The organism is Desulfotomaculum sp. (assembly GCF_982386235.1).
Genome location: NZ_CEVWQM010000036.1, coordinates 1 through 23239 on the forward strand (window position 1 = coordinate 1; position 23239 = coordinate 23239).

Here is a 23239-nt window from a genome sequence, read left to right on the forward strand (position 1 = left end):
AGGGCAGTCAACGTGTGCATAGTGACGCTTTGCAGTTTCATATTCTACGTGGGAAGTATTGATAGTGATACCACGTTCACGTTCTTCGGGAGCATTGTCGATTTCATCATAACGTCTAACGGCTGCACCGCCAGCTTTAGACAAAACAATGGTAATGGCAGCAGTCAGAGTGGTTTTGCCATGGTCAACGTGACCGATGGTTCCAATGTTTACGTGGGTTTTATTACGTTCAAATTTAGCCTTAGCCATGCTTAAAATTCTCCTCCTCCATTGTTAGGCATTTAGCAGAGATTTATTCCATCTCTAAAGTTATTTCCAAAATTATGCTCTTTTTATACCCTCAATTAGAAGTCCTAGACAAACCATTGTAAACCATTAGCAAAATTCGATAACAATCACAAAAATCCTTCTTTTTATTTATTAAAAAAGAAAAAAGCCAGTCCAATGACTAGCTTGCGTTGTTGGTAGCGGTGACTGGATTTGAACCAGTGACACCACGGGTATGAACCGTGTGCTCTGACCACCTGAGCTACACCGCCATATTCTTTTGGAGCTGCTAACCGGAATTGAACCGGTGACCTTATCCTTACCAAGGATACGCTCTACCTACTGAGCTATAGCAGCATGTTGGTTGCGGGAGGAGGACTTGAACCTCCGACCTTCGGGTTATGAGCCCGACGAGCTACCAACTGCTCTATCCCGCGTCAGCATTGACTAGCTTACCACAAACAAATCCTTTGTGCAAGAAAAACTTGCTTAGTAAATAAATGGTGGAGGGAGAAGGATTCGAACCTTCGAAGTCGTCTGACGGCAGATTTACAGTCTGCTCCCTTTGGCCGCTCGGGAACCCCTCCAGGTTTTCAATTTGGAGCCGACGATGGGACTCGAACCCGCAACCTGCTGATTACAAGTCAGCTGCTCTACCAATTGAGCTACGTCGGCACCGAACATTGATTATGATAACAGATGTATTCTGTCATGTCAACACTTTGAAAGCTGTAATCGATGGAAATTTTAGATGTTTTTAACTATATTTTTTTCTGATTATTTGAAGGTAAATCGGATGTCGTGTAGAATTTTATCACATGTAGAGGATAGCTGGTTAAAGATCTCGTTTCTCTAAATATCTCTCAAGCTTGCGCTTAACCCTCTGGAGTGCGTTGTCAATGGACTTAACATGACGATTCAAGTCCTCCGCAATCTCTTGATAGGATTTCCCTTCAAGATAGGACATAAGCACTTTCCATTCGAGGGAGCTCAGTATTTCTCCCATTTTCTCTTCAATGTCATCGAACTCTTCTCTACTGATAATTAGTTCCTCGGGGTCGGTAATTTTAGACCCGGATATCACATCCAATAGTGTTCGATCAGAATCCTCATCATAAATGGGCTTATTCAGAGAAACATAGGAATTCAGTGGAATATGTTTTTGTCTGGTGGCAGTCTTTATGGCGGTAATAATCTGCCTGGTAATACATAATTCCGCAAAGGCACGAAATGACGATAGTTTGTCCATTCTAAAGTCACGAATTGCTTTATAAAGACCAATCATGCCTTCCTGAATAATATCTTCTCTATCGGCCCCGATAAGGAAATATGAGCGGGCTTTTGCACGCACAAAGTTTTTATATTTGTTAATCAAGAACTCCAGCGCTGCGTCGTCGCCTTCACGCGCAAACTCAACTACATCCTCATCTACCATGATATGATATCCGCCGGAAACTTCTCTTTGTGCATTAGGATTCAAAACTATCGCCCCCGTCTTCTCATCTCTAGGAAAGCATAAAAACAGAAAAAAGCAATCAGAATAGCCCTGCAAAACGAAAACCTGGGGTCTGATTTACCAGTCCTTAGTTAGTTAGTTAGCCCTTTTAAGTTACATGACTAATTATAGCTTATCCCAAAAAGAATCGTCAAGGTAAAATAAATCCAATCCCTGTGGACTTTAGTCCTTTCTGCGCCGCCATTTTTCGAATATCACTCGGATATCTGCGGGAAGCTTGTCTTCCAGATATCCCTCCGTTGGATTGGTTTTGTTAAATTTCTCTTGCCCCTGCTTATTTGCCTTCATTACCTGACTTCTAAACTCCTTTGGCGTTACCCGGTAAGCACCTCTGCCAAAAATAATTTTTTGTTCATCCCAATCAGAGGTAACTACATGCACATTTCCCATTTTACCTAGATCCCCAACGATTCTCTCAATTAGAGCATCTGCCGTTTCACCTTCCTGGGTATAATAAACTTCTATGCCATGGACTATTTCATGGTGCCCGACTCCACTCTTTACCAGGTGAGCATCGAAAACCACTGTTATTGAATTGCCATCAAACCCGGCAAAATTCGCTAGGATATTTATTAATTTATCTCGACTGTGTTCTAAGCCTTTTTCAAGCATCTTCTCAAATTCTGGCCAGGCGTAAATAATATTGTATCCGTCCACCACATAAAATTCTCGCATGGACTAATCTACCCTCTCTGGCGTACCACCTCATATATAAGTAATGCGGCTGCCACAGAGGCATTAAGTGACCCCACACGACCCGCCATCGGCAAACGCACTAACATATCGCATCGTTCCTTGATTAACCTGCCCAGACCTTTTCCTTCTCCCCCAATAACGAGGAGTAACGGCCCCGTTAATTTTGCTTCCCAATGTATCTCTGACCCAGCCATATCTGCACCAACCACCCAAAGGCCTTCATCCTTAAGCTGCCGAATGGTTTGATCCAAATTGGTAACCCTGGCCACCGGAACATATTCCACCGCACCTGCAGAGGCCTTTGCTACCGTAGCCGTCAGAGCCACTGATCTTCTTTGGGGAATAATTACGCCATGGGCACCTGCAGCATCCGCCGTTCGGATGATCGCCCCTAGATTATGTGGATCATTCATTTCGTCCAGCATAATGATAAAGGGATCTTGCCCCTTGGCCCTAGCAATCGCCAAAATCTCCTCAAACTCCACATATTCCTTAGCCGCTGTGTAAGCAAGCACTCCCTGATGTGGTACTCCTGGGTTCATTTTGTCCAGGTGTTCCCGCTCCACCAGTTGGATGGGAATGTTATTTACCTTTGCCAGCTTGGTAATCTCAGCCAGTGGACCGCCGCCGGCTCCTTTGGTCATAACTATTTTATTAATGGGCCGCCCAGCACGGAGAGCTTCCCGCACCGGATTTCTGCCGGCAATAATTTCATTCATGCTAATGCCTCCACTATTTAGAAGTGAGATGTGAGAAGTTGGATGTTAGAATATAAAAGATGACAAAAAATTTTCATCCTCTGCTGGTGCCGCTGACGGCATGGTAAGCTATCAAAGCGTGCTCTTTAGCCAAAGGGTCAGAACCACTCCACCAAATGCAGCAAGCAGGCCCAATTTAAGAAGCAGCTTCTTACGGGCCACTACACCAATAACACCCAAGGTCATTGCAATAACCCAAAGGGCTAGAATAATATAAGGGCTTACCAATTAAATTCACGCTCCTTATTAATCTACCCCGTATTTTTTACGAACCTCCGCCCTTTTACCACAACTTAATTTTCCTTCGGGACAAGGTCCCGTGAGGCATTCGGGGCCGGCAGCAGCAAATAACTGCGGGGCAACTTTCCTAACCAGGTTGAGCATTTCTTCAGCCAGTTTCCGAATCTCCCACTGGGCCCTTTGGCAACAGCGAAGATTAAAAAAGTGTCTCAATTCCCTGGCATTCATGGTGACAATAATTTTTGTCTCTGCGGCATTGGGCAAAACAAACCTGGCATCTTCATAGGCCCCTCGGCCACCTCCCAGTTTCTCTACCCACTGGTCATACCAGACTTGAATTTGGGCCATCTGCTTTTCAAATTCTGCCACTGCCCCCGGCCCCAAGGCCAAAATGGTTTCAGGAACAACATAATCAAAGGTTCCTTGATGATGTTGCCGGGTTTCACCAACATAACGTTGGGATTGCACGCTAAAGCTAGCGATTCGATGTCTGGTTATCTGGGCCAACAGACTCCGGGACACTCCCTCCATACCAAAGGTAAAGCTAACATGTTCGATGGTGCTGTAATGACCCATATCCATCAGTTTTTTTATAAAGGACTGTTGATCTGTGACCGATACATCTTCAACCAGACCATCGATATTGGCCGGCGAATAACATAATCTAGCTGCCATGGCCACAACCTTTTCTGGATTGGGGGTATGTTCCAACAGCCGTACTTTTAATGATACTTTACCCACTCGTCTTCCCTCTTCCAGTTTTTCTTTACATGAAGTAGAAAATGAATACTTCGTGTCCTCCTGAGCTAGCGAAGGATCTTGGATCTAACCTTCCAATGCGGCAAGATCCTTCGCTACCGCTTAGGCTGACATAGCGGATGGCTTAATACCAAGCCTACGGTTCATGGCCATTTTTCAGGGTAGGCCAAGCTAACTTATTGATCTTCTATGGCCCCAATGGCTGTTTTAATAAGCTCAAGAACCCGACTCTGCCGATCTTGCAAATAAAGATAACCAATCAGTGCTTCCAGGGCTGTGGCGTGTCTATATTCCATTAGGTCCGCGTTTTTCGGTAAAGTGGCCGATTTGGCATTTCTGCCTCTTCTGACCACAGCGATCTCTTCTTCGGTTAAGTTTCCTTCCAGTGTATGCAAGGCCTTTGCCTGTGCCCCGGCCCGTACATAACGCACAGCCATTTTATGAAGTTGATTAACCTTAACTGCTCCCTGGCTCAATAGGTATTGACGAATAACCAATTCATAAACAGCATCGCCTATATAGGCCAAAGCAAGACTCGGTAATTGTTCTGGGTTGGTTTTTTTATTTGGCAAAAAGTTGTCCTTAAACAAGCCTACCCCTGCTTTTTCCATCGAACTCCCTGAGGGGTATCCTCCAGTACAATCCCTAACCCCTTTAAGCCATCTCGGATGGCATCGGCCGTAGCCCAATCTTTTTTAGCCCGGGCATCTCGCCTGATTTTTATGATCAGTTGAATTAACCCTTCTGTTAAGGTATCGTCCGTCTGGTTCCCTTCCAGAATAAGTCTGCCTGTCATTTTATCTTCTTTTAAGATCCCCAGTACACTGTTAAATTCTTTAACCAAGGCGTGCGCCTGGTCTAAAAACTCTTTGGCTTCTGGTGTTAATTTACCATTGAGCTTGCTAAGATAGATGTTAATATCCTTTGCTAATTCAAAGAAAACAGAAATAGCCAGGGCGGTATTAAAATCATCGTCCATCGCTTTTTCAAATTCCAGTTTATGCGTCTGGATTTTTTCAATTACGTCTTCTGCCTGGGTATCTATCCCTTCATTGATCGGCAAATCCATAACCTCATAGAGCAGGCGTATGGCCGTTTTGATACGTTCCAATCCTTTACCGGCCATGACTAGTTTTTCATCGTCAAAATCTAAAGGACTGCGGTAATGGGTGGACAGCAGATACCACCTGACAATATCAGCTGGGAATTTATCTAGTATTTCTCTAACCAAAAAGAAATTGCCCAAGGATTTAGACATCTTTTCCTGATTTACGGTAATAAAACCATTGTGCATCCAATACCGGGCAAAGGGTTTTTGGCAAGCGGCTTCCGATTGAGCAATTTCATTTTCGTGGTGAGGGAAAATCAGATCAAAACCTCCACCATGAATATCAAACCCATTTCCTAAATATTTTTCTGCCATGGCAGAGCATTCAATATGCCAACCAGGGCGTCCAGCCCCCCAAGGACTATCCCAACTGGGTTCACCTGGTTTGGCAGCTTTCCAAAGGGCAAAATCCATCGGGTCCTTTTTGCGTGGGTCCACCTCTACCCTGGCTCCTGCCTGCATATCCTCTAATGTACGACCCGATAATTTACCATACCCTTCAAAGCTGCGTACAGCAAAGTATACATCGCCGTCAACAGCATAGGCATGCCCCTGTTGCTGGATTTTTTTAATGAGGTCAATAATTTCTGTTATGTGTTCGGATACCTTAGGGTGTGTATCAGCCCGCAAAACATTTAAGGCATCGGCATCAACAAAATATTCCCGAACATATTTCTCTGCTAATTCCAGGGGGTCCGTCTTCTCTTCGTGGGCTCGGTTGATAATTTTATCGTCTACATCGGTGAAGTTTTGAACATAATTTACTTTATAGCCTTTATAAATGAAATATCTTCTGGCTGTATCAAAGAATACCAGCGGGCGAGCATTGCCAAGGTGAATAAAGTTATAGGTTGTTGGCCCACAAACGTACATACTAACTTGCCCTTTATCCCGTGGAACAAATTCTTCCTTGGCCCGGGTCAGTGTATTATAAACTTGCATCCGATTCCTTAGCCCCCTCCGTTTGTTTTTTTATACCTTACAGCATTCCTGCTCTATTTTCTTTAGTTTGCTTTCTAGTCGTTCAATATCTGACTGCATTTGACCTAACAGATCGGCAATCGGGTCTGGTAATTGGTCGTGCCGTAAATCCGGGACATACTCTTCATCAATCTTATGACCATCAAGAATCACAATCCGTCCCGGCACCCCCACCACCGTACAGTTAGAAGGAACCGGCTTTAATACCACTGATCCCGCGCCTATATTGACATTGTCTCCTACTTTAAAGGAGCCTAACACCTTGGCGCCGGAACTAATGACCACATTGTTGCCAACGGTGGGGTGGCGTTTGCCCTTTTCCTTCCCTGTTCCTCCCAGGGTTACACCTTGATAAATGGTAACGTTATCGCCTATTTCTGCAGTCTCTCCAATAACAACCCCGGAGCCATGGTCAATAAAAAGCCCTTCACCAATCTTTGCCCCAGGGTGAATTTCTATACCTGTTATAAATCTAGATATCTGCGATAAAATTCTGGCTACAAGAAAAAGCTTTTTCTTATATAACGCATGGGCAACCCTATGGAGTAAAATCGCATGAAGGCCGGGGTAACAAAGTAGCACCTCAATCACACTTTTGGCTGCAGGGTCACGCTCGAATACTGCATTAATTTCTTTTTTTAACCGGCCGAACAAAGCAAATCCTCCTTTAAATCCTTTTGCCTATACTATTCTGTTTATCTTGTAAGTTCCCCATCTTTATTTTATTGCTGCCTCCAGCCTAGCCAGTGTTTTGGCCTTGCCGATAACAGGAATAATTTGATGGAGTTCTGGACCATGGGTTCGCCCTGTTATGGCTACACGCAGGGGCTGGAAAATGAACTTACCCTTCAGGCCGCTTTGCTTGCCAACGGCCTTGATCATAGCCTTGACGGATTCCTCTGTCAGTTCCTCTGCTGCAGCAAATAACGCATGGGCCGTTTTCATGACCACGGACATTTGCTCCCAGGTTTGCACCTGCTTGGCGTCTTCCTCCAGCACCTCTACCTGGTCACGGAAGAAAATATCCACGTGTTGGGTAATTTCCTGCATATAGGAAATGTAGTTTCTGGCAATGGCAACAACTTGCTCCAGCCAAGCTATTTTTTCCTGGCTCAGGTTTTCCTCCAAATAGCCTGCTTCCTGCAGGAAAGGAATGGCCAACTTGGTAAGTCGACCGACCGGTGCCTGACGAATATAGTGACCGTTTAACCAGTTAAGTTTATCAATATCGAAGACAGCGGGGTTTTTAGCCACCTTTTCCAGGGTAAACTGCTCTTTAATTTCTTCCAATGTGAAAATTTCCTCTTCGCCGCCCGGGGACCAGCCCAACAAGGCCAAGAAGTTCACTAAGGCTTCCGGTAGATAACCGAGGTTCTGGTATTGCTCAATGGAGGTGGCACCGTGGCGTTTACTCATTTTACTCCGGTCTTTGCCAAGGATTAAGGATATGTGAGCAAAATCCGGTTTTTGCCAACCCAGGGCATCATAAATTAGTATCTGCCTGGGGGTATTGGAGAGGTGTTCCTCTGCCCTGACCACATGGCTAATGTTCATATCATGATCATCCACAACCACAGCAAAGTTGTAGGTAGGGATATTATCCGATTTCATAATAATAAAGTCGCCGATACCATTGCTTTCAAATTCAACTTGACCACGGACATAGTCATGAATGGTTATTATTTGATTTTCGGGGACTCTAAATCGAAGAACGGGTGGTCGACCCGCCGCTTCAAATTTTGCTTTATCCTCTGGGCTTAAACTGCGGCATTTACCCAAATAACGAGGCAGCTCACCCTTTTCCATGAGGGCTTCTCTCTCTGCGGCAAGTTCTTCTTCGCTGCAGTAACAATCGTATGCATGGCCAGTTGCCACAAGTTCTTTAGCTAGTTTGCGGTAAACCTCAAGACGTTCGGTCTGACGGTAGGGTTCATTGGGGCCTCCTACTTCGATCCCCTCATCCCAGTCGATACCCAACCAACGCAAGGCATCTAATATATTTTTTTCAGACTCTCTGGATGATCTCTCTATATCTGTATCTTCAATTCGCACCAAAAACTTTCCACCATGATGGCGGGCATAAAGCCAGTTAAAAAGTGCTGATCTAGCACCCCCAATATGTAAAGGCCCCGTTGGACTTGGGGCAAACCGTACCCGTACCGACAAAGAGACTTCCCCCTTTTAACTGTATGATTTAGTTGATCTCTAGATGGATATTATATCACCTTTACGTAAGGGCACACAACTTTTTGCAACATTACTATTTTTTGTCGGCAAATCTTGTGGAACTTTTTATCCCATTTTATCATAAGATTAATTACGGGCTTGTGATTTTTTTTTCATGTTTCAGCAGGGTTTTGCTGAACAACGGAGAAATTATAGTGTAGTTTATTTGTATTTGCAGGAGGTATGTATTTATGCCAACTCCTAGACTCGCTGACTTAATTGATGAATATAACGAGATTAAGGGTCACATTGGTTTCCGCCCCGATTATAAAAAGTTAATAGACCGGAATCTGGAGAGAATCGTATTCTGTGATAAAACCATCGGCAAGTCACATTTCTCTCTTATTCGCAACGAGGACTTTGAGATTATTTTCACTCACCGTGTGGGCAAAAAGACGCATGAAGCTCGGCTTGATTTAAACAACTTTGATTCGATTGGGCATATGAACCTCCTGTTGGATTGGGGGCCTGATTATTGTGAGCTTCGTTGGGATTATTCGAATGATTGCTGCATTCGATAGTAATGGCTAATCGCCAAATAAAGACCCCCTCCAGGTTTGGAGGGGGTCTTGTGTTATTTATTCTGCGTTTTAGCCCAGGAATCTTTTAGGGAGACAATGCGGTTGAATACCTTTACTTGATCATTTGAATCAGGGTCTACACTGAAATAGCCTTGTCTCATGAATTGGTAGCCGCTTCCCGGTTTGGCGTTGGCCAAACTTGGTTCCACAAAGGCAGAGGCTAGCACCTCTAGGGACAGGGGGTTGATGTTTTGTTTGAAATCTGTATCCTTTTCTTCTTCGGGGTTTGCCTTGGTAAATAAATGGTCATACAGGCGAACTTCTGCTTTAAGCGCCTGTTCGGCTGATACCCAGTGCAGAGTCCCCTTTACTTTGCGCACCTCCGTGGCCGTGCCGCTCTTTGTTTCTGGGTCATAGGTACAGTGAATTTCAATAATCTCCCCGGTTTGTTCGTCCTTCACGACCTGTTCACATTTAATGATATAGGCATATTTTAAGCGGACTTCTTTCCCCGGTGTGAGGCGGAAGTATTTTTTCGGAGGATTTTCCATAAAGTCTTCCTGTTCGATATAAACCACCCGGGAAAAGGGTATTTTACGGCTGCCCAGTGCGGGGTTTTCTTGGTTGTATTCTGCTTCCAACCATTCCACTTGACCCTCTGGGTAGTTATCAATAATTACTTTGATGGGGCGAAGCACTCCCATTACCCGGGGGGCTTTGGTGTTTAAATCCTCCCGTATGCAGTGCTCAAGAAGTGCTATATCAACGGTACTTACAGCCTTCGCCACGCCAATACGTTCACAGAAATCCCGGATGGACTCCGGCGTATAACCCCGCCGCCGCAGACCTGAAATGGTAGGCATCCTGGGGTCGTCCCACCCCTTAACATAACCTTCCTCCACCAAGTTCCTGAGTTTTCTTTTGCTCATGACGGTATGACTGAGGTTTAAGCGAGCAAACTCGATTTGCTGCGGGATGGATTTAAGGGTTGCCAGGGCATTCACATTTTCCACAGCCCAGTTATAAAGGGGACGGTGGTCTTCAAATTCACAGGTGCAAATGGAATGGGTAATCCCCTCAATGGCATCGGAAAGTGGGTGTGCATAGTCATACATCGGGTAAATCGCCCATTTATCTCCCGTGCGATGATGTTTTGTTTTTTGAATGCGGTAAAGCACCGGATCGCGCATGTTGATATTGGGTGAGGACATATCAATCTTAGCACGCAATACCCGGGAACCATCCGGGAATTCCCCTGCCTTCATCCGCTCGAACAAGTCTAAATTTTCCTCTAGGGAACGGTTCCGATAAGGACTATCCTGCCCAGGCTGAGTTAACGTCCCTCGATACTCCCTTATCTCCTCAGCACTAAGATCATCCACATAGGCCTTACCAGCCTTGATTAACTGGACAGCAAAAGCATAAAGCCGGTCAAAATAATCCGACGCATAAAACATCCGATCATCCCAATCAAAACCCAACCACTTTACATCTTCCTGAATCGAGTCCACATACTCCACATCTTCCTTGCTTGGGTTCGTATCATCAAAGCGCAAATTACAAAGGCCGTGATACTCCTGAGCAATGCCAAAATTCAGACAGATGGACTTAGCATGTCCAATATGAAGGTACCCGTTTGGCTCGGGTGGGAAGCGAGTATGTACCTTCCTTTGATTTTTACCTTCATCAATGTCTTTATCTATCATATCATGGATAAAACTGGTGAGTTTATTATTCATACCACATGACTCCCTCATTCGATTTTGGCATAAAAAAACGCGTCACAAAATATCTATATTTTCCACATCTTAACCAAAATTCCTTTTTCTTAAAACAAACAAATCAGCCACCCGCCGTCAGCCCCCAGCTTCAAACTTCCTCGGAAAGGTTCTGGGTCTTAATTAACTTGGGCGATCAAACCTGCCGAATTAGCAGGTGCTATCGTTATCCCCCGTGAGCGACTTAGCGGAGAGCCGTTAATAACTCTTGACGAGTGCAGGGCGAAATCGGGGGGCGCGCTCAGGACGAGCGCGCAGCCTTAGCTGAGACAGGACGTCGATTCTAAGGCGACCCCGATTTCGCCCGGAACGAGTCTTAGCGTTATCGGCGTGGAGCTTTGAGCGAACGGGGGATAACGATAGCACCCCCCGCTGATGCAATACCGCCCAAGCACTCCCTTGTATTCTCATCAATAGTCCGCACGGTAGAGCTAACCATTACAAAGTTTGAATCGTACAAACAGCATAGGCCCCCATACCCTCTCCACGCCCCGCAAACCCCAGCCACTCCGTGGTAGTCGCCTTAACATTCACAGAGTTTGCCTCAACCCCCAAAACCTGTGCAACATTCTCCTTCATGGCCTGGATATAGGGTGCTAATTTAGGTGCCTGAGCCACCACCACCGCATCAATATTATTAACCAAGTATCCCTCCGCGGACAATTTATCACGAACTTCACCCAACAGGGTAAGGCTGGATATCCCCTTGTACCGTGGATCATGGTCGGGAAACTGCCGGCCAATGTCCCCCAGGGCAGCGGCACCCAGTAATGCATCCATGATGGCATGGCATAAAACATCCGCATCGGAATGGCCTAACAGCCCCTGTTCATAGGGTATCGCAACGCCCCCCAGGATCAATTGACGTTCTGGCACCAACTTATGTACATCATAACCAACACCAACTCGCACCTAAACGTTCCTCCTTCTCAGAAAAGCTTCGGCTAAAACCATGTCCTCGGGTGTGGTAATTTTAATATTTTCATAGGAACCCTGCACCAGTTTGACCTGCTTGCCTAATGCTTCTACCAAGGCACAATCATCCGTAGCATAAAAACCCTTTGCACGGGCAGCTTGATGTGCCTCCCAGATAAGATCATAGCGAAAGACCTGAGGGGTCTGCACAGCCCATAGTTTTTCTCGGTCAGGGGTTGTCACAACATATCCCTGATCATTAATCATTTTAACCGTATCCTTTACTGGAACCGCCAAGGCTGCTGCCCCTACCTGCCGGGCTTCCTTGATTACATTGCTAATCTGGTCCACTTGGATTAGGGGTCTGGCCCCATCATGAATGACAACCAGTTCCGTGGTGCTAGATAAATTGCATAACCCGTTATAGACAGAATTTTGGCGGTGGTCACCACCGGGTACCACCGCCATAAGCTTGCTAAATAAATTGGCCTGTAAAAGTAATTCCCGACACGGAACTTCTTCGCCGGAAGCTACCACTAATACGATCCCTGTTATCTCAGGAGTCTTTTCCAATATACCAACGGTGTGAGTTAATACAGGACGGTCCTGTAATGTTAAATATTGCTTTTTAACCTGGGAGCCCATCCGACTCCCAACACCTGCTGCAGGAATTATAGCAATAATACTACCCAATTGCATTCACTCCACTTATTACATGTCCCGCCGCTTCACTTCTTTTGTCTAAGCTTTTTGGCTTGGCAAAGATCATGCGACCTGCGGCTGTTTGCAAAACACTGGTTACTAAAACGCTAATGGTTTGACCAATAAAGCGTTTTCCTCCATCAACAACAATCATTGTCCCATCGTCAAGATAGGCCACGCCTTGTCCCATTTCTTTACCGTCTTTGACAACAGTGACCGTCATTTCTTCGCCGGGCAACACCACTGGCTTAATCGCATTGGCCAGTTCATTAATGTTTAATACCTTAACCCCTTGAAGTTCTGCCACTTTGTTAAGGTTGTAGTCATTGGTAATAATCTTTGCACCAAGCTTTTGACCCAATTTTACCAACTTGGCATCTACCTCTGCAATATCATCCAACCCTTTGGTATTCTCGTAGATTTGCACTTTTATATCAGAGGTTTTTTTCATAGCATTAAGAATGTCTAGGCCTCTGCGGCCTCTGTTTCTCTTTAGTAGATCAGCAGAGTCTGCGATATGCCTTAATTCATCCACCACAAAAACAGGAACCAATAAAACGCCTTCAATAAAACCACTTTGACACAACTCGGAAATCCGTCCATCAATAATAACGCTGGTGTCTAATATCTTGATCTGGCTTACCTTCGATTCAGCCTTACCAAACTTTTCCTTGCCGAAACGAGGCAAACTAGAAAACAAGGCGACAATTTCTTCTCTTTTCTTAACCGCCACCGAAAGGCCCAGGTAACCCAGCAGGCATGTCCCTGCTAACCATATCGCCTTACCGATAGGACCCATGGTAGATAAAATAGAGCCAAGCAAATTAGCAATTATAAGTCCAAAAATAAGTCCAAGGGAACCCATAATTAAATCCTGAGTCGGGGTCTTTGCTAGATGTTGGTCTACAACTACGGTTAAAGCAAGCCCCCCCTTAATAATCCAAGGTGTACTAATTACACCCACTAACACTCCTAACAATGCCCCCAGGGCAATAACCCCAAATTTCAACTGGGGTAGGGTATCAGGAATGGTTACCAGGTTATTGGAAATACTGTACAACCCGGCCAAAAACCCGATGCTACCAAAGATCAAAATCAAAAGACCATATATCATTTTTCGAACCAACCGATTCACCCCCCTTCTCTTTGGTAGTTTTTATGTTATGTATAGTTATTATAAGTTAACCAAAAATTAGGTTCAATAACAAATAAGGGCGAATTTTGCACCCGCTTTTAGGCAAAAACGTCATCAATTAATGACCTGGCCTTGGCTTCTTCCATTTCTGCAGCTAGCACCAATTCACTGATTAGTATTTGCCGAGCATTCTCCAGCATTTTTCGTTCCCCTGAAGAAAGTCCTTTTTCTTTATCTCTGGTTAGTAGATTCCGTACCACTTCGGCAACTTCATAAATGTCACCGCTTTTTATTTTTTCCAAATTAGCACGGTAACGACGATTCCAGTTTCCCGACATGACGGTGGTTTGCCCCTCCAGTATGTGCATTACGGTAGATACTTCCTCCCGGTCAATAATACCCCTGAGGCCAACATCGCTACAGTTCGTGATGGGAATCATCACTTTCATATCGCCAATGGGAAGACGCAAGATATAATACTGTCGTTTTTCCCCTAGAACCTCCTTCTCTTCTATGGCCTCGATAACGCCAGCTCCATGCATAGGATAAACGACTTTGTCGCCAATCTTAAACAAGGCCAATCCCCCCCAAACTATGTTGAAATTATTATAGCATACTTACCCATCGCTGTCAAAAAACATATATTTTAGCATAGCCCTGCATTGGTGTCAATAAGCATTTTGTGACATAATGGTCGTTTGACAAAGCCCCTTATAGCTAGCTATAATTGCTTTAACGGAAAGTAAAAGGAGTGGTCCGGCAGAATGAAAGATTTGCTTTGTGATCAGTTTCAAAATACAGTGTCTGAGATGATGCTTTGTCATCGGAGTATATTGGAAATACTGTCAAAGCTACAGGAGTCCGGCGTTAGAGTACAACGCTCTGTGGTTCATTCTGTAACATCCTGTGGTTGCCAAAAAATTGTAGCCAATAAAAAGCCTTTACCAGAGAATGCCACCTTCCTGGACTTAAAACATTTATTGGATTCCCACCTATCCGGTAACCTATGTAAGAACTGTCGTGACAGCATTGAAAGTGAGATTGGGCGTTCGCTTTTTTACATGGCTGCCCTTTGCAACCTAATGGAATTAAATCTTTATGACATATTCATTAAGGAGCATAAACAACTGGAAATTTTAAGGGGATATAATTTAACTTAATTCTTAGGCTAAGTTTGAAGCATTTTATCAATACAAAGAGGCGTGGTTGTCTTGCCACGCCTATCTTTTTTGATTTTTATAGCGATCTTGGAAAAGCATTTCGCCATACCGAGTAAGACCATCCTTAATGGATCTGGCCCTAGCTTCCCCGATACCTTCCACCTCATCCAGTTCCTCGATGCTAGCTAAAATTATCGTTCTTAGATATTTAAAGGTTGCCACCAGGTTTTCAATGACTGGTAGTGGCAGCCGGGGAATTTTACGTAAAGCACGATAACCCCTTGGTGATACATCCTGGTCAAGTACGCTGGCACTGCCTGGGTATCCTAAAGCCCTGGCTATCAATACTAGATCCAATAGGTCCTCTGCCGGCCAACTGCTAATCACTTTCATAATGCTTTCCGGGGTCTTTTCCCCCAGTGTCGTGGCATAATCCTGAATAATTAATAATCCATCCTCCTCAACATTTGCCACCAATTCTTCCAACTGCATTGCAATTAGCCGTCCCTCTGTTCCTAATTCACTAATATAACGATCTATTTCTTTTTTAACCCGCAATACCATTTCAATTCTTTGAATCGCTTTGGTCACATCAACTAAGGTAACTACTTCCTGTAGCTCCATCATCGATAATTCATTAATCATGCGATCCGACACCGATCGATATTTTTCAAGGGTTTGCACCGCCTGATTAGCCTTTGCCAAAATTACACTAATATCTCTTAAGAAATATTTAATAGAACCTTTATAAACGGTAATGACACTTCTTCTCTGGGAAATTGAAATAACGGGCACATCACATTGTTTAGCCACCCGTTCTGCGGTTCTATGTCGAATGCCCGTTTCACTGGAGGGTATGATTAAATCAGGAATTAGTTGGGTGTTGGCTGCTATGATTTTTTTAGTGTCCTCACTTAAAATAATGGCTCCATCCATTTTGGCTAATTCGTATAGGCCGGCCGGCGTAAAATCTGCATTAATGGCGAAACCTCCCTCGGCTAACTCCATAACCTCAGAGGAATCTCCCATAACAATTAATGCACCTGTTTTTGCCCGAAGAATATTTTCCAAGCCCTCCCTAAGGGGAGTTCCCGGCGCAACCAGCCTAAGTAATCTAAGTAGCCTATCCTCTATTTTCTCGTCCTTTACCACATTCTCACCCCTTACCGCCAATGGCGGCTTCCACTGCCTCGTGAATTGATTGCACGCCTATATATTCTATTATACCCATCGATTGGATTTGTTTGTCTTTGGGTCCAATACAAATTTTAAACCCTAGCTTTGCAGCTTCCTGAAGCCGCTTTTCCATACCTGCTATATTTCTAACCTCCCCGGTAAGCCCTACTTCCCCTAACAGAACCAACCCCTCCTGCACCGGCTGCTCTCTAAAGCTTGAGGTAATGGCCAATGCTATGGCCAGGTCTGCCGCTGGTTCGTCTAGCTTTACACCACCCACGGCACTTACATAGGCATCATAGGAGGAAAGCCGCAGGCCCACTCGTCGCTCCAAAACCGCCATAATCAAAGCCGCCCGGTTATAATCCACTCCGGTTGCCATACGCCGAGGTGTCCCAAAGCCACTGGGGCATACCAATGCTTGAATTTCTACAAGCAAAGGCCGCGTTCCTTCAAGACAAGCTACAATGGAGGAACCGGCTGCATTAGCAGCACGCTGGTTCATAAACAGTTCCGAGGGGTTTGTTATTTCGGTCAAACCCGTTCCCCGCATTTCAAAAATCCCTAGTTCATTGGTGGAGCCAAATCGGTTTTTCACGGTTCGTAAAATACGGTAAGCTTGGTGTTTGTCCCCTTCAAAATACAGCACGGTGTCCACCATATGCTCCAGTACCCTTGGACCAGCCAGGGCCCCTTCCTTGGTAACATGACCAACAACAAAAATAGGGACACCGTTCCCCTTGGCCAGTTTCATAAGCATAGCCGTACATTCCCTCACCTGGGATACACTACCGGGTGCGGAAGAAATATCCGGTTGATATACCGTTTGGATTGAATCCAAAATAACGGCTGAAAAGTCAGTTTTTTTTATTACTCTTTCAACCACTGTCATGTCTGTTTCAGCAATTAAAAAAAGGTTGCTATGGATTGCTCCAATGCGCTCCGCTCGCATCTTTATTTGTCGTGCTGATTCCTCGCCAGATACGTATAGGACCTTACCGACCCCCACTGCTATGGCAAAGGCGGCCTGTAAAAGTAAGGTTGATTTTCCAATACCCGGATCGCCGCCCACCAAAACCACTGAACCAGGCACCAGTCCTCCTCCCAGCACCCGATCTAATTCCTGTAGTCCGGTGGGATACCTTTCCTCATCGGTGGCAACAATCTCTGTCACCGGCACAGGACCTGAGCTTGATATCCCCCGTGTTTTTTTATTTTCAACAACTTCCCTTTCCTCCAACAATGTGTTCCACTGACCGCAATCAGGGCATTTTCCTAACCATCTCGCCGTCTTGTGTCCACAATTTTGGCAGGTATAGGTTGTTTTGTTTCGCAACAAATAAACCCCCAAAAATGAATTGTTTTTGTAAACCCACAAGCCTTGACATTCGCTGCCAACTTTAAAAATCCTGCCACTTTAACAAATTTATTGGTACTAATTGTAAAAAAGTCATGGGCCTTGGGCCTTAAGTCCTGGGTTTTTGTACATGTTTTGTTTCATGATCTTTAGCCCATGATTCACGGCTAAAAGAGGTAGCTCTCCTAGAACTACCTCTTCACCACAATTATTATTCTTTTATTACGGTTATCTGACCATCTTCAGCACCAACAACGATCCGATCACCTTTCTTAAAGGCACCTCTTATCAATTCCTCTGACAGTCGATCTTCCACCCTACGTTGAATTTCTCTACGCAGTGGCCTTGCCCCAAACTCTTCACTATATCCTACCTGAGCCAGGACATCCTTGGCAGCGTCATCAAAGGATAAATATACTTCATGCTCTTCCATACGGGTTGCAACTTCTTTAAGCATAAGACCGACAATTTGCGCAATATGCTCACGGGTTAAGCTATGGAAGACAATGGTTTCGTCGATACGATTTAAGAATTCAGGCCTAAAGGTCCGCTTGAGACCTTCCTCTACACGCTCCTTCATTTTTTCATAATCAGCCTGGGTCTGCCCTGTATCTGCCGCAAAACCAACTTTACTCACGGACTTAATGGTAGATAGACCAACGTTAGAAGTCATGATGATTACGGTATTGCGAAAATCTACCACGCGCCCCTTGGAATCTGTCAATCTGCCATCCTCAAGTACCTGCAGCAAAATGTTAAACACGTCTGGGTGAGCTTTTTCAATTTCGTCCAGTAATACGACCGAGTAAGGCTTTCTGCGGACAGCTTCGGTTAACTGACCCCCTTCATCGTAGCCAACATAACCAGGAGGTGCCCCTACCAAACGGGAAACAGCATGTTTCTCCATATATTCTGACATGTCGATACGAACCAATGCATCTTCATCGCCAAAGAGTGCTTCAGCCAGTGCCCTGGCTAATTCGGTTTTACCAACACCGGTTGGTCCAAGGAAGATGAAGGAGCCTACCGGACGTTTTGGATCCTTTAGCCCTGCTCTGGCCCTGCGCACGGCTCTGGATACAGCTTTTACAGCATCATCCTGTCCAATCACCCTTTGGTGTAGGATTTCTTCTAGCTTTAGAAGCCTTTCCGATTCTTCTTGGGCCATCTTCTGCACAGGAATACCGGTCCAACTGGATACGATATGTGCTACATCTTCTTCTGTAACGACAAGGTTATCGCCACCCTTTGTTTGGTTCCAATTATCCCGGGCTTGGTTAATTTCTGTTAGTAGGGTTTGTTCACGATCCCTTAGTTCTGCAGCCTTTTCAAATTCTTGACTATTGATGGCTGACTCTTTCTCCTTACGAATCTCTTCCAGGGATTTTTCCTTATCCTTTAAATCCGGTGGCGCAGTAAATGCTTTTATGCGTACCCGGGATGCTGATTCATCAATTAGGTCAATGGCCTTATCGGGTAAAAAGCGATCCGTTATATAACGATCGGATAATTTTGCCGCAGCCTCCAATGCTTCATCCGTAATACTAACTCGGTGGTGTGCTTCATATTTATCCCGGATACCTTTAAGAATCTGCAGGGTTTCGTCCACCGTTGGCTCATCAACTTGAATCGGTTGAAAACGTCTTTCCAGTGCTGCATCCTTTTCAATATATTTTCTATATTCATCCAGAGTAGTAGCACCAATTGTCTGTATTTCCCCTCTGGCTAAGGCTGGTTTTAAAATATTGGCTGCGTCGATAGCCCCTTCAGCGGCACCGGCACCAATTAGGGTGTGAAGTTCATCAATAAAAACAATAATGTTCCCAGCTTGCCTAATCTCATCCATAACTTTTTTCAAACGATCTTCAAACTCACCACGGTATTTTGTCCCCGCCACCATACCAGCCAGGTCAAGGGTAACCACCCTGCGGTTTAATAAAATCTCTGGTACGTTACCGGCAATAATACGTTGCGCCAATCCTTCGGCGATGGCGGTTTTACCGACCCCAGGTTCACCAATTAAAACCGGATTGTTTTTCGTGCGGCGAGAAAGGACCTGAATAACCCGTTCGATTTCCTTCGCTCTTCCCACAACCGGGTCCAATTTGTCTTCTTTAGCCAAATTGGTTAAATCACGGCTAAATTGATCCAAGCTTGCCGTTTTGCACCCGCCAGCGGGGCAGCTTTGACCGCTTCCCCCCGAGGGTTGATTGCCACCCGGGGTCCCTCCGATCATGTTAATGACCTGCTGACGAACCCTTTCCAGGTCTGCCCCCAGGGAGATAAGCACTTGGGACGCAACTCCTTCTCCTTCCCTGATCAGACCCAGCAATAAATGTTCCGTACCAACGTAGTTATGTCCCATTAGACGTGACTCTTCCACGGCCAACTCCAATACTTTCTTTGCCCTTGGTGTGGGCGGGATATCCTCAGGCACAGGCTCATTTCCTGTTTCTACCATTTGTTCAACAGCAGCCTTTACCTTCTCTGCACTGATATTTATTTGGCTGAGGGCTCTAGCTGCTATGCCTTCACCCTCTCTTATCAGACCCAGCAGGATATGTTCCGTACCTATATAGGGGTACTTTAATCTCCGAGCTTCTTCTTGGGCTAAAACTAATACTTTTTGTGCCTTTTGGGTAAATCTTTGAAACATAATCTTACCTCCTATTCATTTGACAATGTGTTTAACCGATCTCGTATTAATGTCGCTCTAAATGTATCCCTTTGCTGAGGATTTAGGTCCGACCCCTTCAGTTTGTTTAAAAAGGCCGGCCTACTCATGATAATAAGTTCCATAATAAGTCCGGGAGGGATATCGGGAATAATACCCAGTTCTACTCCTAATCTTAAATCGGACATTAATGTCATGGTTTCATTCGAAGTCAAATTTCGTGCATACTTTAGTAATCCATAGGCTCGCCATACTTTATCCTCTATCCGAAACCTTTGTTCTTTATGGAGAGCCCTTCGGGCAGCCCTCTCTTGAGTCACTAATTGAAGTGCTACCGTAATGAGTCCGTCGATAATTTCTTCTTCCTGTAGGCCAAGGGTTACTTGATTTGAAACCTGAAACAAGTTCCCCGTAGCCTGGGTCCCTTCTCCGTACAATCCCCGCACGGTTAAGCCAAGCTTAGATAAAGTAGTGAGTACCGAGCTAATTTGTTGCGTCATAACCAATGCTGGTAAATGCAGCATGATGGATGCCCTCAGTCCAGTACCTACATTGGTTGGACAAGATGTCAAATAACCCAATTCTTCAGAAAAGGCATAATCCAAAATTTGTTCCAAACCATCATCAACCGCATTGGCTAAATCCCAACATTCCTTAAGTTGTAGACCCGGCAGCAGGCATTGAATACGTAAATGGTCTTCTTCATTAACCATCACACTAATCACTTCATCGTCCCGCAAAACAACTCCCCTTTTTTCAGGGTTTTCAAGCATATCTGGACTAATTAAGTGTTTCTCCACTAGTATTAGTCTTTCTGTGGGGGATAATTCGGTCATGCGAGACAATTCTAAGTTGCCCACTGTACCCGGCAAGGTCTTATGCCCGATGGCTGATTGTACAGCATAAAGGATTTTATCTGCATTTTCGTGCCCTAATAAATGCGGAAAGGGGTAACCTGTTAAATTTCTGGCTAAGCGGACTCGACTACTAATAATAACGTCATTTTCAGGCCCTGAAGCTTCTAACCACTTACTATATGGATTACTAACGGTCTCCTTTAACGACACAACTTCTCCCCCCTATTGAAGTTTTTGTTCAAGTTCTTTGATACGATCACGAATGCTAGCGGCCTTTTCAAATTCCTCTATTTTTATGGCTTCCTGGAGTTGATTCTTTAGTAATCTTATCTCCTTGGTAATAAGGGCAGTGCCGCCGGTCCGCTTGGGTACTTTTCCAGTATGAGTGCTACTGCCATGTATCCTTTTCAGCAAAGGCCTTACCCGCTCCCCAAATCGACTATAGCAATCGCTGCAGCCAAACAGTCCATTCTTAGCAACTTGCGTTTCCGAGGAACCACATTTTTCACAGTGCACTTGAGGCGTAGCATTGGTTTTTATACTAGAACCCATAAAATGGTGGTTAATTAAACCTGCTAAAAAATCGTGCAGATTTAATTGGGATGCAACCCCTAAACTTTCTGCTTGAAGCGCTGAGGCACATGCAGAGCATAGGTTCATTTGCTTTTTTGTATGGTTAACAATTTGAGTAAAGTGAACCTCAGCGGGTCTTTCTTGACAACGATCGCATAACATGGTCAAAACCTCCTCTATCTTAACTATCCCTAAATATTGCCCCCAACATTGCTCTTAGCAATTGAGCCCTTAGATGTTGCCGCCAGGGCAGCTCCATTGGAAAAATATTTCTGTCCATTACCGATCTAAAAACACGTGCTTCCCTATGGGTAATAATTTTTTCTTCAGACAACCTTTTAATAATTTTCTCTGCCTGAGATTGATTGATATTATCTCCTACTAAACGATAAATTTGTGCTATTGGATCATCATGTCTATCCAATGGTATTTTGATAATCCTAATAAAGCCACCACCACCCCTGCGGCTTTCCACAATATAACCGTTTTCACTGGTAAATCTAGTAGACAGGACATAATTAATTTGAGATGGTACACATTTAAACTGTGCAGCCAATTCATTTCTTTGAAGTTCAATATAATCATAAGAGCTGTCTTGAATCAGTTTTTTAATGTATTTTTCGATCAGTTCCGACATACTCGACATATCGTTCACCCCGCAAGAGTAATGGAAGTTTTAAATTATTGCATGAGCTGTTGACCTTTCCTGACCTTGACCTTATTATTATGTTACATTGTTATTTTTTTTAAACCCCGTGCCCAATAAATATAGTTTTTGACTTTGACTGACCTTGACCTTATTCTAAAATAAACCCAGTGAATCCTGCAACGGCTTCTATTGATTATTTTTAACCAAATTTGCTTAATTACCCAAGTTTAATAAGATTTGCTTAATAGATTATTATTTTTCACTAAATATTATGATTTTACTTCCCTACGCACAGGGGTAAACAAAAAACTTCTGCAGTTGCAGAAGTTTTTATTGGCTCCCCGAGCTGGACTCGAACCAGCAACCTACCGGTTAACAGCCGGTTGCTCCACCATTGAGCTATCGAGGAATATTAATTAATTCTGGCGGCGACCTACTCTCCCAGGAGCGCGAGCTCCAAGTACCATCGGCCCTGAAGGGCTTAACTGCTGTGTTCGGGATGGGAACAGGTGTACCCCCTCCGGTATCACCACCAGAAACTTATGCTATTGGGTCGTTCTTTTGGGTCTAGCTTCGCTTTTTTGTCAGACGCTGAGACAAGAAAACCGTCCCCGTGTCTATTGAAAACTAAACCATGTTAAAGTAACTGCGTTATATATTTTTAACCAAACAAATGGCTATTATTCTGGCTCCCCGAGCTGGACTCGAACCAGCAACCTACCGGTTAACAGCCGGTTGCTCCACCATTGAGCTATCGAGGAATATTAATTAATCTGGCAACGACCTACTCTCCCAGGAGCGTGAGCTCCAAGTACCATCGGCCCTGAAGGGCTTAACTGCTGTGTTCGGGATGGGAACAGGTGTACCCCCTCCGGTATCGCCACCAGAAACTTATATGCTTTTATATAATCTTATCTGTTCTCTGAAAACTAAACAGCTACTTCGTATTGCGTCTTCTGCTTTGGTCAAGAACTCGATCGATTAGTACCGGTCAGCTGAAAACATTGCTGCTCTTACACTCCCGGCCTATCTACCATGTTGTCTCCATGGAATCTTATCTACTTCCGTAGTGGGAAATCTCATCTTGAAGGAGGCTTCGTGCTTAGATGCTTTCAGCACTTATCCCTTCCGGACTTAGATACCCAGCACTACCGTTGGCACGATAGCTGGTACACCAGCGGTCCGTCCATC

Annotated in this window: 23 protein-coding genes, 7 tRNA genes and 3 rRNA genes; 2 read left to right on the plus strand and 31 right to left on the minus strand. The window is 44.7% G+C overall.

Annotation, left to right across the window (positions count from 1 at the left end; translation table 11 throughout):
• The 15 genes from AC1U9Z_RS16350 to gltX all read right to left on the minus strand — a co-directional run.
• The coding region (locus AC1U9Z_RS16350) for a GTP-binding protein (protein WP_479958364.1) at positions 1–249 on the minus strand (249 nt) is incomplete at its 3' end.
• A 213-nt stretch (positions 250–462) separates the two neighbouring features.
• Positions 463–539, minus strand: a tRNA-Met gene (locus tag AC1U9Z_RS16355).
• A gap of 9 nt (positions 540–548) precedes the next feature.
• Positions 549–624 (minus strand) — tRNA-Thr (locus AC1U9Z_RS16360).
• Positions 625–628: 4 nt separating this feature from the next.
• Positions 629–704: transfer RNA gene (locus tag AC1U9Z_RS16365), tRNA-Met, on the minus strand.
• A gap of 64 nt (positions 705–768) precedes the next feature.
• A tRNA-Tyr gene (locus tag AC1U9Z_RS16370) sits at positions 769–854 on the minus strand.
• A gap of 12 nt (positions 855–866) precedes the next feature.
• A tRNA-Thr gene (locus AC1U9Z_RS16375) sits at positions 867–942 on the minus strand.
• 160 nt (positions 943–1102) lie between these two features.
• A complete protein-coding gene (sigH, locus tag AC1U9Z_RS16380; protein WP_333532669.1) occupies positions 1103–1747 on the minus strand; it encodes an RNA polymerase sporulation sigma factor SigH in 645 nt (214 codons plus the stop codon).
• A 198-nt stretch (positions 1748–1945) separates the two neighbouring features.
• Positions 1946–2458 carry an NYN domain-containing protein gene (locus tag AC1U9Z_RS16385; protein ID WP_333532670.1) on the minus strand — a complete coding sequence of 171 codons (513 nt, stop codon included), beginning with the start codon at positions 2456–2458 and terminating at the stop codon, positions 1946–1948.
• Positions 2459–2466: 8 nt separating this feature from the next.
• Positions 2467–3198 carry a 23S rRNA (guanosine(2251)-2'-O)-methyltransferase RlmB gene (rlmB, locus tag AC1U9Z_RS16390; RefSeq protein ID WP_333532671.1) on the minus strand — a complete coding sequence of 244 codons (732 nt, stop codon included), beginning with the start codon at positions 3196–3198 and terminating at the stop codon, positions 2467–2469.
• Positions 3199–3309: 111 nt separating this feature from the next.
• The gene (locus tag AC1U9Z_RS16395) at positions 3310–3465 is read right to left on the minus strand and encodes a DNA repair protein (protein WP_479958365.1); all 156 of its coding nucleotides are present in this window, start codon (positions 3463–3465) and stop codon (positions 3310–3312) included.
• An 18-nt stretch (positions 3466–3483) separates the two neighbouring features.
• Complete coding sequence (gene thyX, locus AC1U9Z_RS16400; RefSeq protein WP_479958366.1) at positions 3484–4218, minus strand: FAD-dependent thymidylate synthase; 735 nt, start codon at positions 4216–4218, stop codon at positions 3484–3486.
• A gap of 194 nt (positions 4219–4412) precedes the next feature.
• Complete coding sequence (locus tag AC1U9Z_RS16405) at positions 4413–4847, minus strand: Mini-ribonuclease 3 (protein WP_333532674.1); 435 nt, start codon at positions 4845–4847, stop codon at positions 4413–4415.
• Positions 4829–6286 carry a cysteine--tRNA ligase gene (gene cysS, locus AC1U9Z_RS16410; protein WP_479958367.1) on the minus strand — a complete coding sequence of 486 codons (1458 nt, stop codon included), beginning with the start codon at positions 6284–6286 and terminating at the stop codon, positions 4829–4831. The genes AC1U9Z_RS16405 and cysS overlap by 19 nt, the downstream gene beginning before the upstream one ends.
• A gap of 30 nt (positions 6287–6316) precedes the next feature.
• Complete coding sequence (gene cysE, locus AC1U9Z_RS16415; protein ID WP_333532676.1) at positions 6317–6979, minus strand: serine O-acetyltransferase; 663 nt, start codon at positions 6977–6979, stop codon at positions 6317–6319.
• 63 nt (positions 6980–7042) lie between these two features.
• The gene (gltX, locus tag AC1U9Z_RS16420) at positions 7043–8491 is read right to left on the minus strand and encodes a glutamate--tRNA ligase (protein ID WP_479958368.1); all 1449 of its coding nucleotides are present in this window, start codon (positions 8489–8491) and stop codon (positions 7043–7045) included.
• Positions 8492–8742: 251 nt separating this feature from the next.
• Between gltX and AC1U9Z_RS16425 the strand changes: the two genes are divergently transcribed.
• Positions 8743–9072 carry a hypothetical protein gene (locus tag AC1U9Z_RS16425; RefSeq protein ID WP_333532678.1) on the plus strand — a complete coding sequence of 110 codons (330 nt, stop codon included), beginning with the start codon at positions 8743–8745 and terminating at the stop codon, positions 9070–9072.
• Positions 9073–9125: 53 nt separating this feature from the next.
• On the opposite strand, the gene AC1U9Z_RS16430 is transcribed toward AC1U9Z_RS16425, so the two are convergent.
• The 5 genes from AC1U9Z_RS16430 to AC1U9Z_RS16450 form a co-directional block, all read right to left on the minus strand.
• Positions 9126–10811 carry a glutamine--tRNA ligase/YqeY domain fusion protein gene (locus AC1U9Z_RS16430; protein ID WP_333532679.1) on the minus strand — a complete coding sequence of 562 codons (1686 nt, stop codon included), beginning with the start codon at positions 10809–10811 and terminating at the stop codon, positions 9126–9128.
• 477 nt (positions 10812–11288) lie between these two features.
• Entirely contained in the window at positions 11289–11762 is a 474-nt protein-coding gene (ispF, locus tag AC1U9Z_RS16435) for a 2-C-methyl-D-erythritol 2,4-cyclodiphosphate synthase (RefSeq protein ID WP_333532680.1), read from the minus strand.
• Positions 11763–12458 carry a 2-C-methyl-D-erythritol 4-phosphate cytidylyltransferase gene (gene ispD / locus AC1U9Z_RS16440; RefSeq protein WP_333532681.1) on the minus strand — a complete coding sequence of 232 codons (696 nt, stop codon included), beginning with the start codon at positions 12456–12458 and terminating at the stop codon, positions 11763–11765.
• A complete protein-coding gene (locus AC1U9Z_RS16445; RefSeq protein WP_333532682.1) occupies positions 12451–13593 on the minus strand; it encodes a PIN/TRAM domain-containing protein in 1143 nt (380 codons plus the stop codon). Before AC1U9Z_RS16445 ends, ispD begins: the two co-directional genes overlap by 8 nt.
• Positions 13594–13700: 107 nt before the next feature.
• On the minus strand, positions 13701–14177 hold the full coding sequence (locus AC1U9Z_RS16450) for a CarD family transcriptional regulator (protein ID WP_333532683.1): 477 nt from the start codon (positions 14175–14177) through the stop codon (positions 13701–13703).
• Positions 14178–14366: 189 nt separating this feature from the next.
• Between AC1U9Z_RS16450 and AC1U9Z_RS16455 the strand changes: the two genes are divergently transcribed.
• Positions 14367–14762 (plus strand): DUF1573 domain-containing protein, encoded by a 396-nt coding sequence (locus AC1U9Z_RS16455; RefSeq protein ID WP_333532684.1) that lies wholly within the window; start codon positions 14367–14369, stop codon positions 14760–14762.
• A 60-nt stretch (positions 14763–14822) separates the two neighbouring features.
• Here the strand turns inward: AC1U9Z_RS16455 and disA are convergent, their stop codons facing one another.
• The 11 genes from disA to AC1U9Z_RS16510 form a co-directional block, all read right to left on the minus strand.
• On the minus strand, positions 14823–15914 hold the full coding sequence (gene disA / locus AC1U9Z_RS16460) for a DNA integrity scanning diadenylate cyclase DisA (RefSeq protein ID WP_333532685.1): 1092 nt from the start codon (positions 15912–15914) through the stop codon (positions 14823–14825).
• Positions 15915–15918: 4 nt separating this feature from the next.
• Positions 15919–17274, minus strand: a complete 1356-nt coding sequence (gene radA / locus AC1U9Z_RS16465) for a DNA repair protein RadA (RefSeq protein ID WP_479958369.1) — start codon at positions 17272–17274, stop codon at positions 15919–15921.
• A gap of 232 nt (positions 17275–17506) precedes the next feature.
• Positions 17507–19951, minus strand: coding sequence for an ATP-dependent Clp protease ATP-binding subunit (locus AC1U9Z_RS16470; RefSeq protein ID WP_333532687.1), 2445 nt, complete (start codon positions 19949–19951; stop codon positions 17507–17509).
• An 11-nt stretch (positions 19952–19962) separates the two neighbouring features.
• Positions 19963–21036, minus strand: a complete 1074-nt coding sequence (locus AC1U9Z_RS16475) for a protein arginine kinase (protein WP_333532688.1) — start codon at positions 21034–21036, stop codon at positions 19963–19965.
• Positions 21037–21048: 12 nt separating this feature from the next.
• Positions 21049–21561 (minus strand): UvrB/UvrC motif-containing protein, encoded by a 513-nt coding sequence (locus tag AC1U9Z_RS16480; RefSeq protein ID WP_333532689.1) that lies wholly within the window; start codon positions 21559–21561, stop codon positions 21049–21051.
• A gap of 19 nt (positions 21562–21580) precedes the next feature.
• Complete coding sequence (locus AC1U9Z_RS16485) at positions 21581–22045, minus strand: CtsR family transcriptional regulator (RefSeq protein WP_333532690.1); 465 nt, start codon at positions 22043–22045, stop codon at positions 21581–21583.
• A gap of 337 nt (positions 22046–22382) precedes the next feature.
• A tRNA-Asn gene (locus AC1U9Z_RS16490) sits at positions 22383–22457 on the minus strand.
• Positions 22458–22468: 11 nt separating this feature from the next.
• A 5S ribosomal RNA gene (gene rrf, locus AC1U9Z_RS16495) occupies positions 22469–22585 on the minus strand.
• Between the two features lie 149 nt (positions 22586–22734).
• A tRNA-Asn gene (locus AC1U9Z_RS16500) sits at positions 22735–22809 on the minus strand.
• Between the two features lie 10 nt (positions 22810–22819).
• A 5S ribosomal RNA gene (gene rrf / locus AC1U9Z_RS16505) occupies positions 22820–22936 on the minus strand.
• Between the two features lie 73 nt (positions 22937–23009).
• Positions 23010–23239: ribosomal RNA gene (locus AC1U9Z_RS16510) — 23S ribosomal RNA — on the minus strand; the annotation flags it as partial.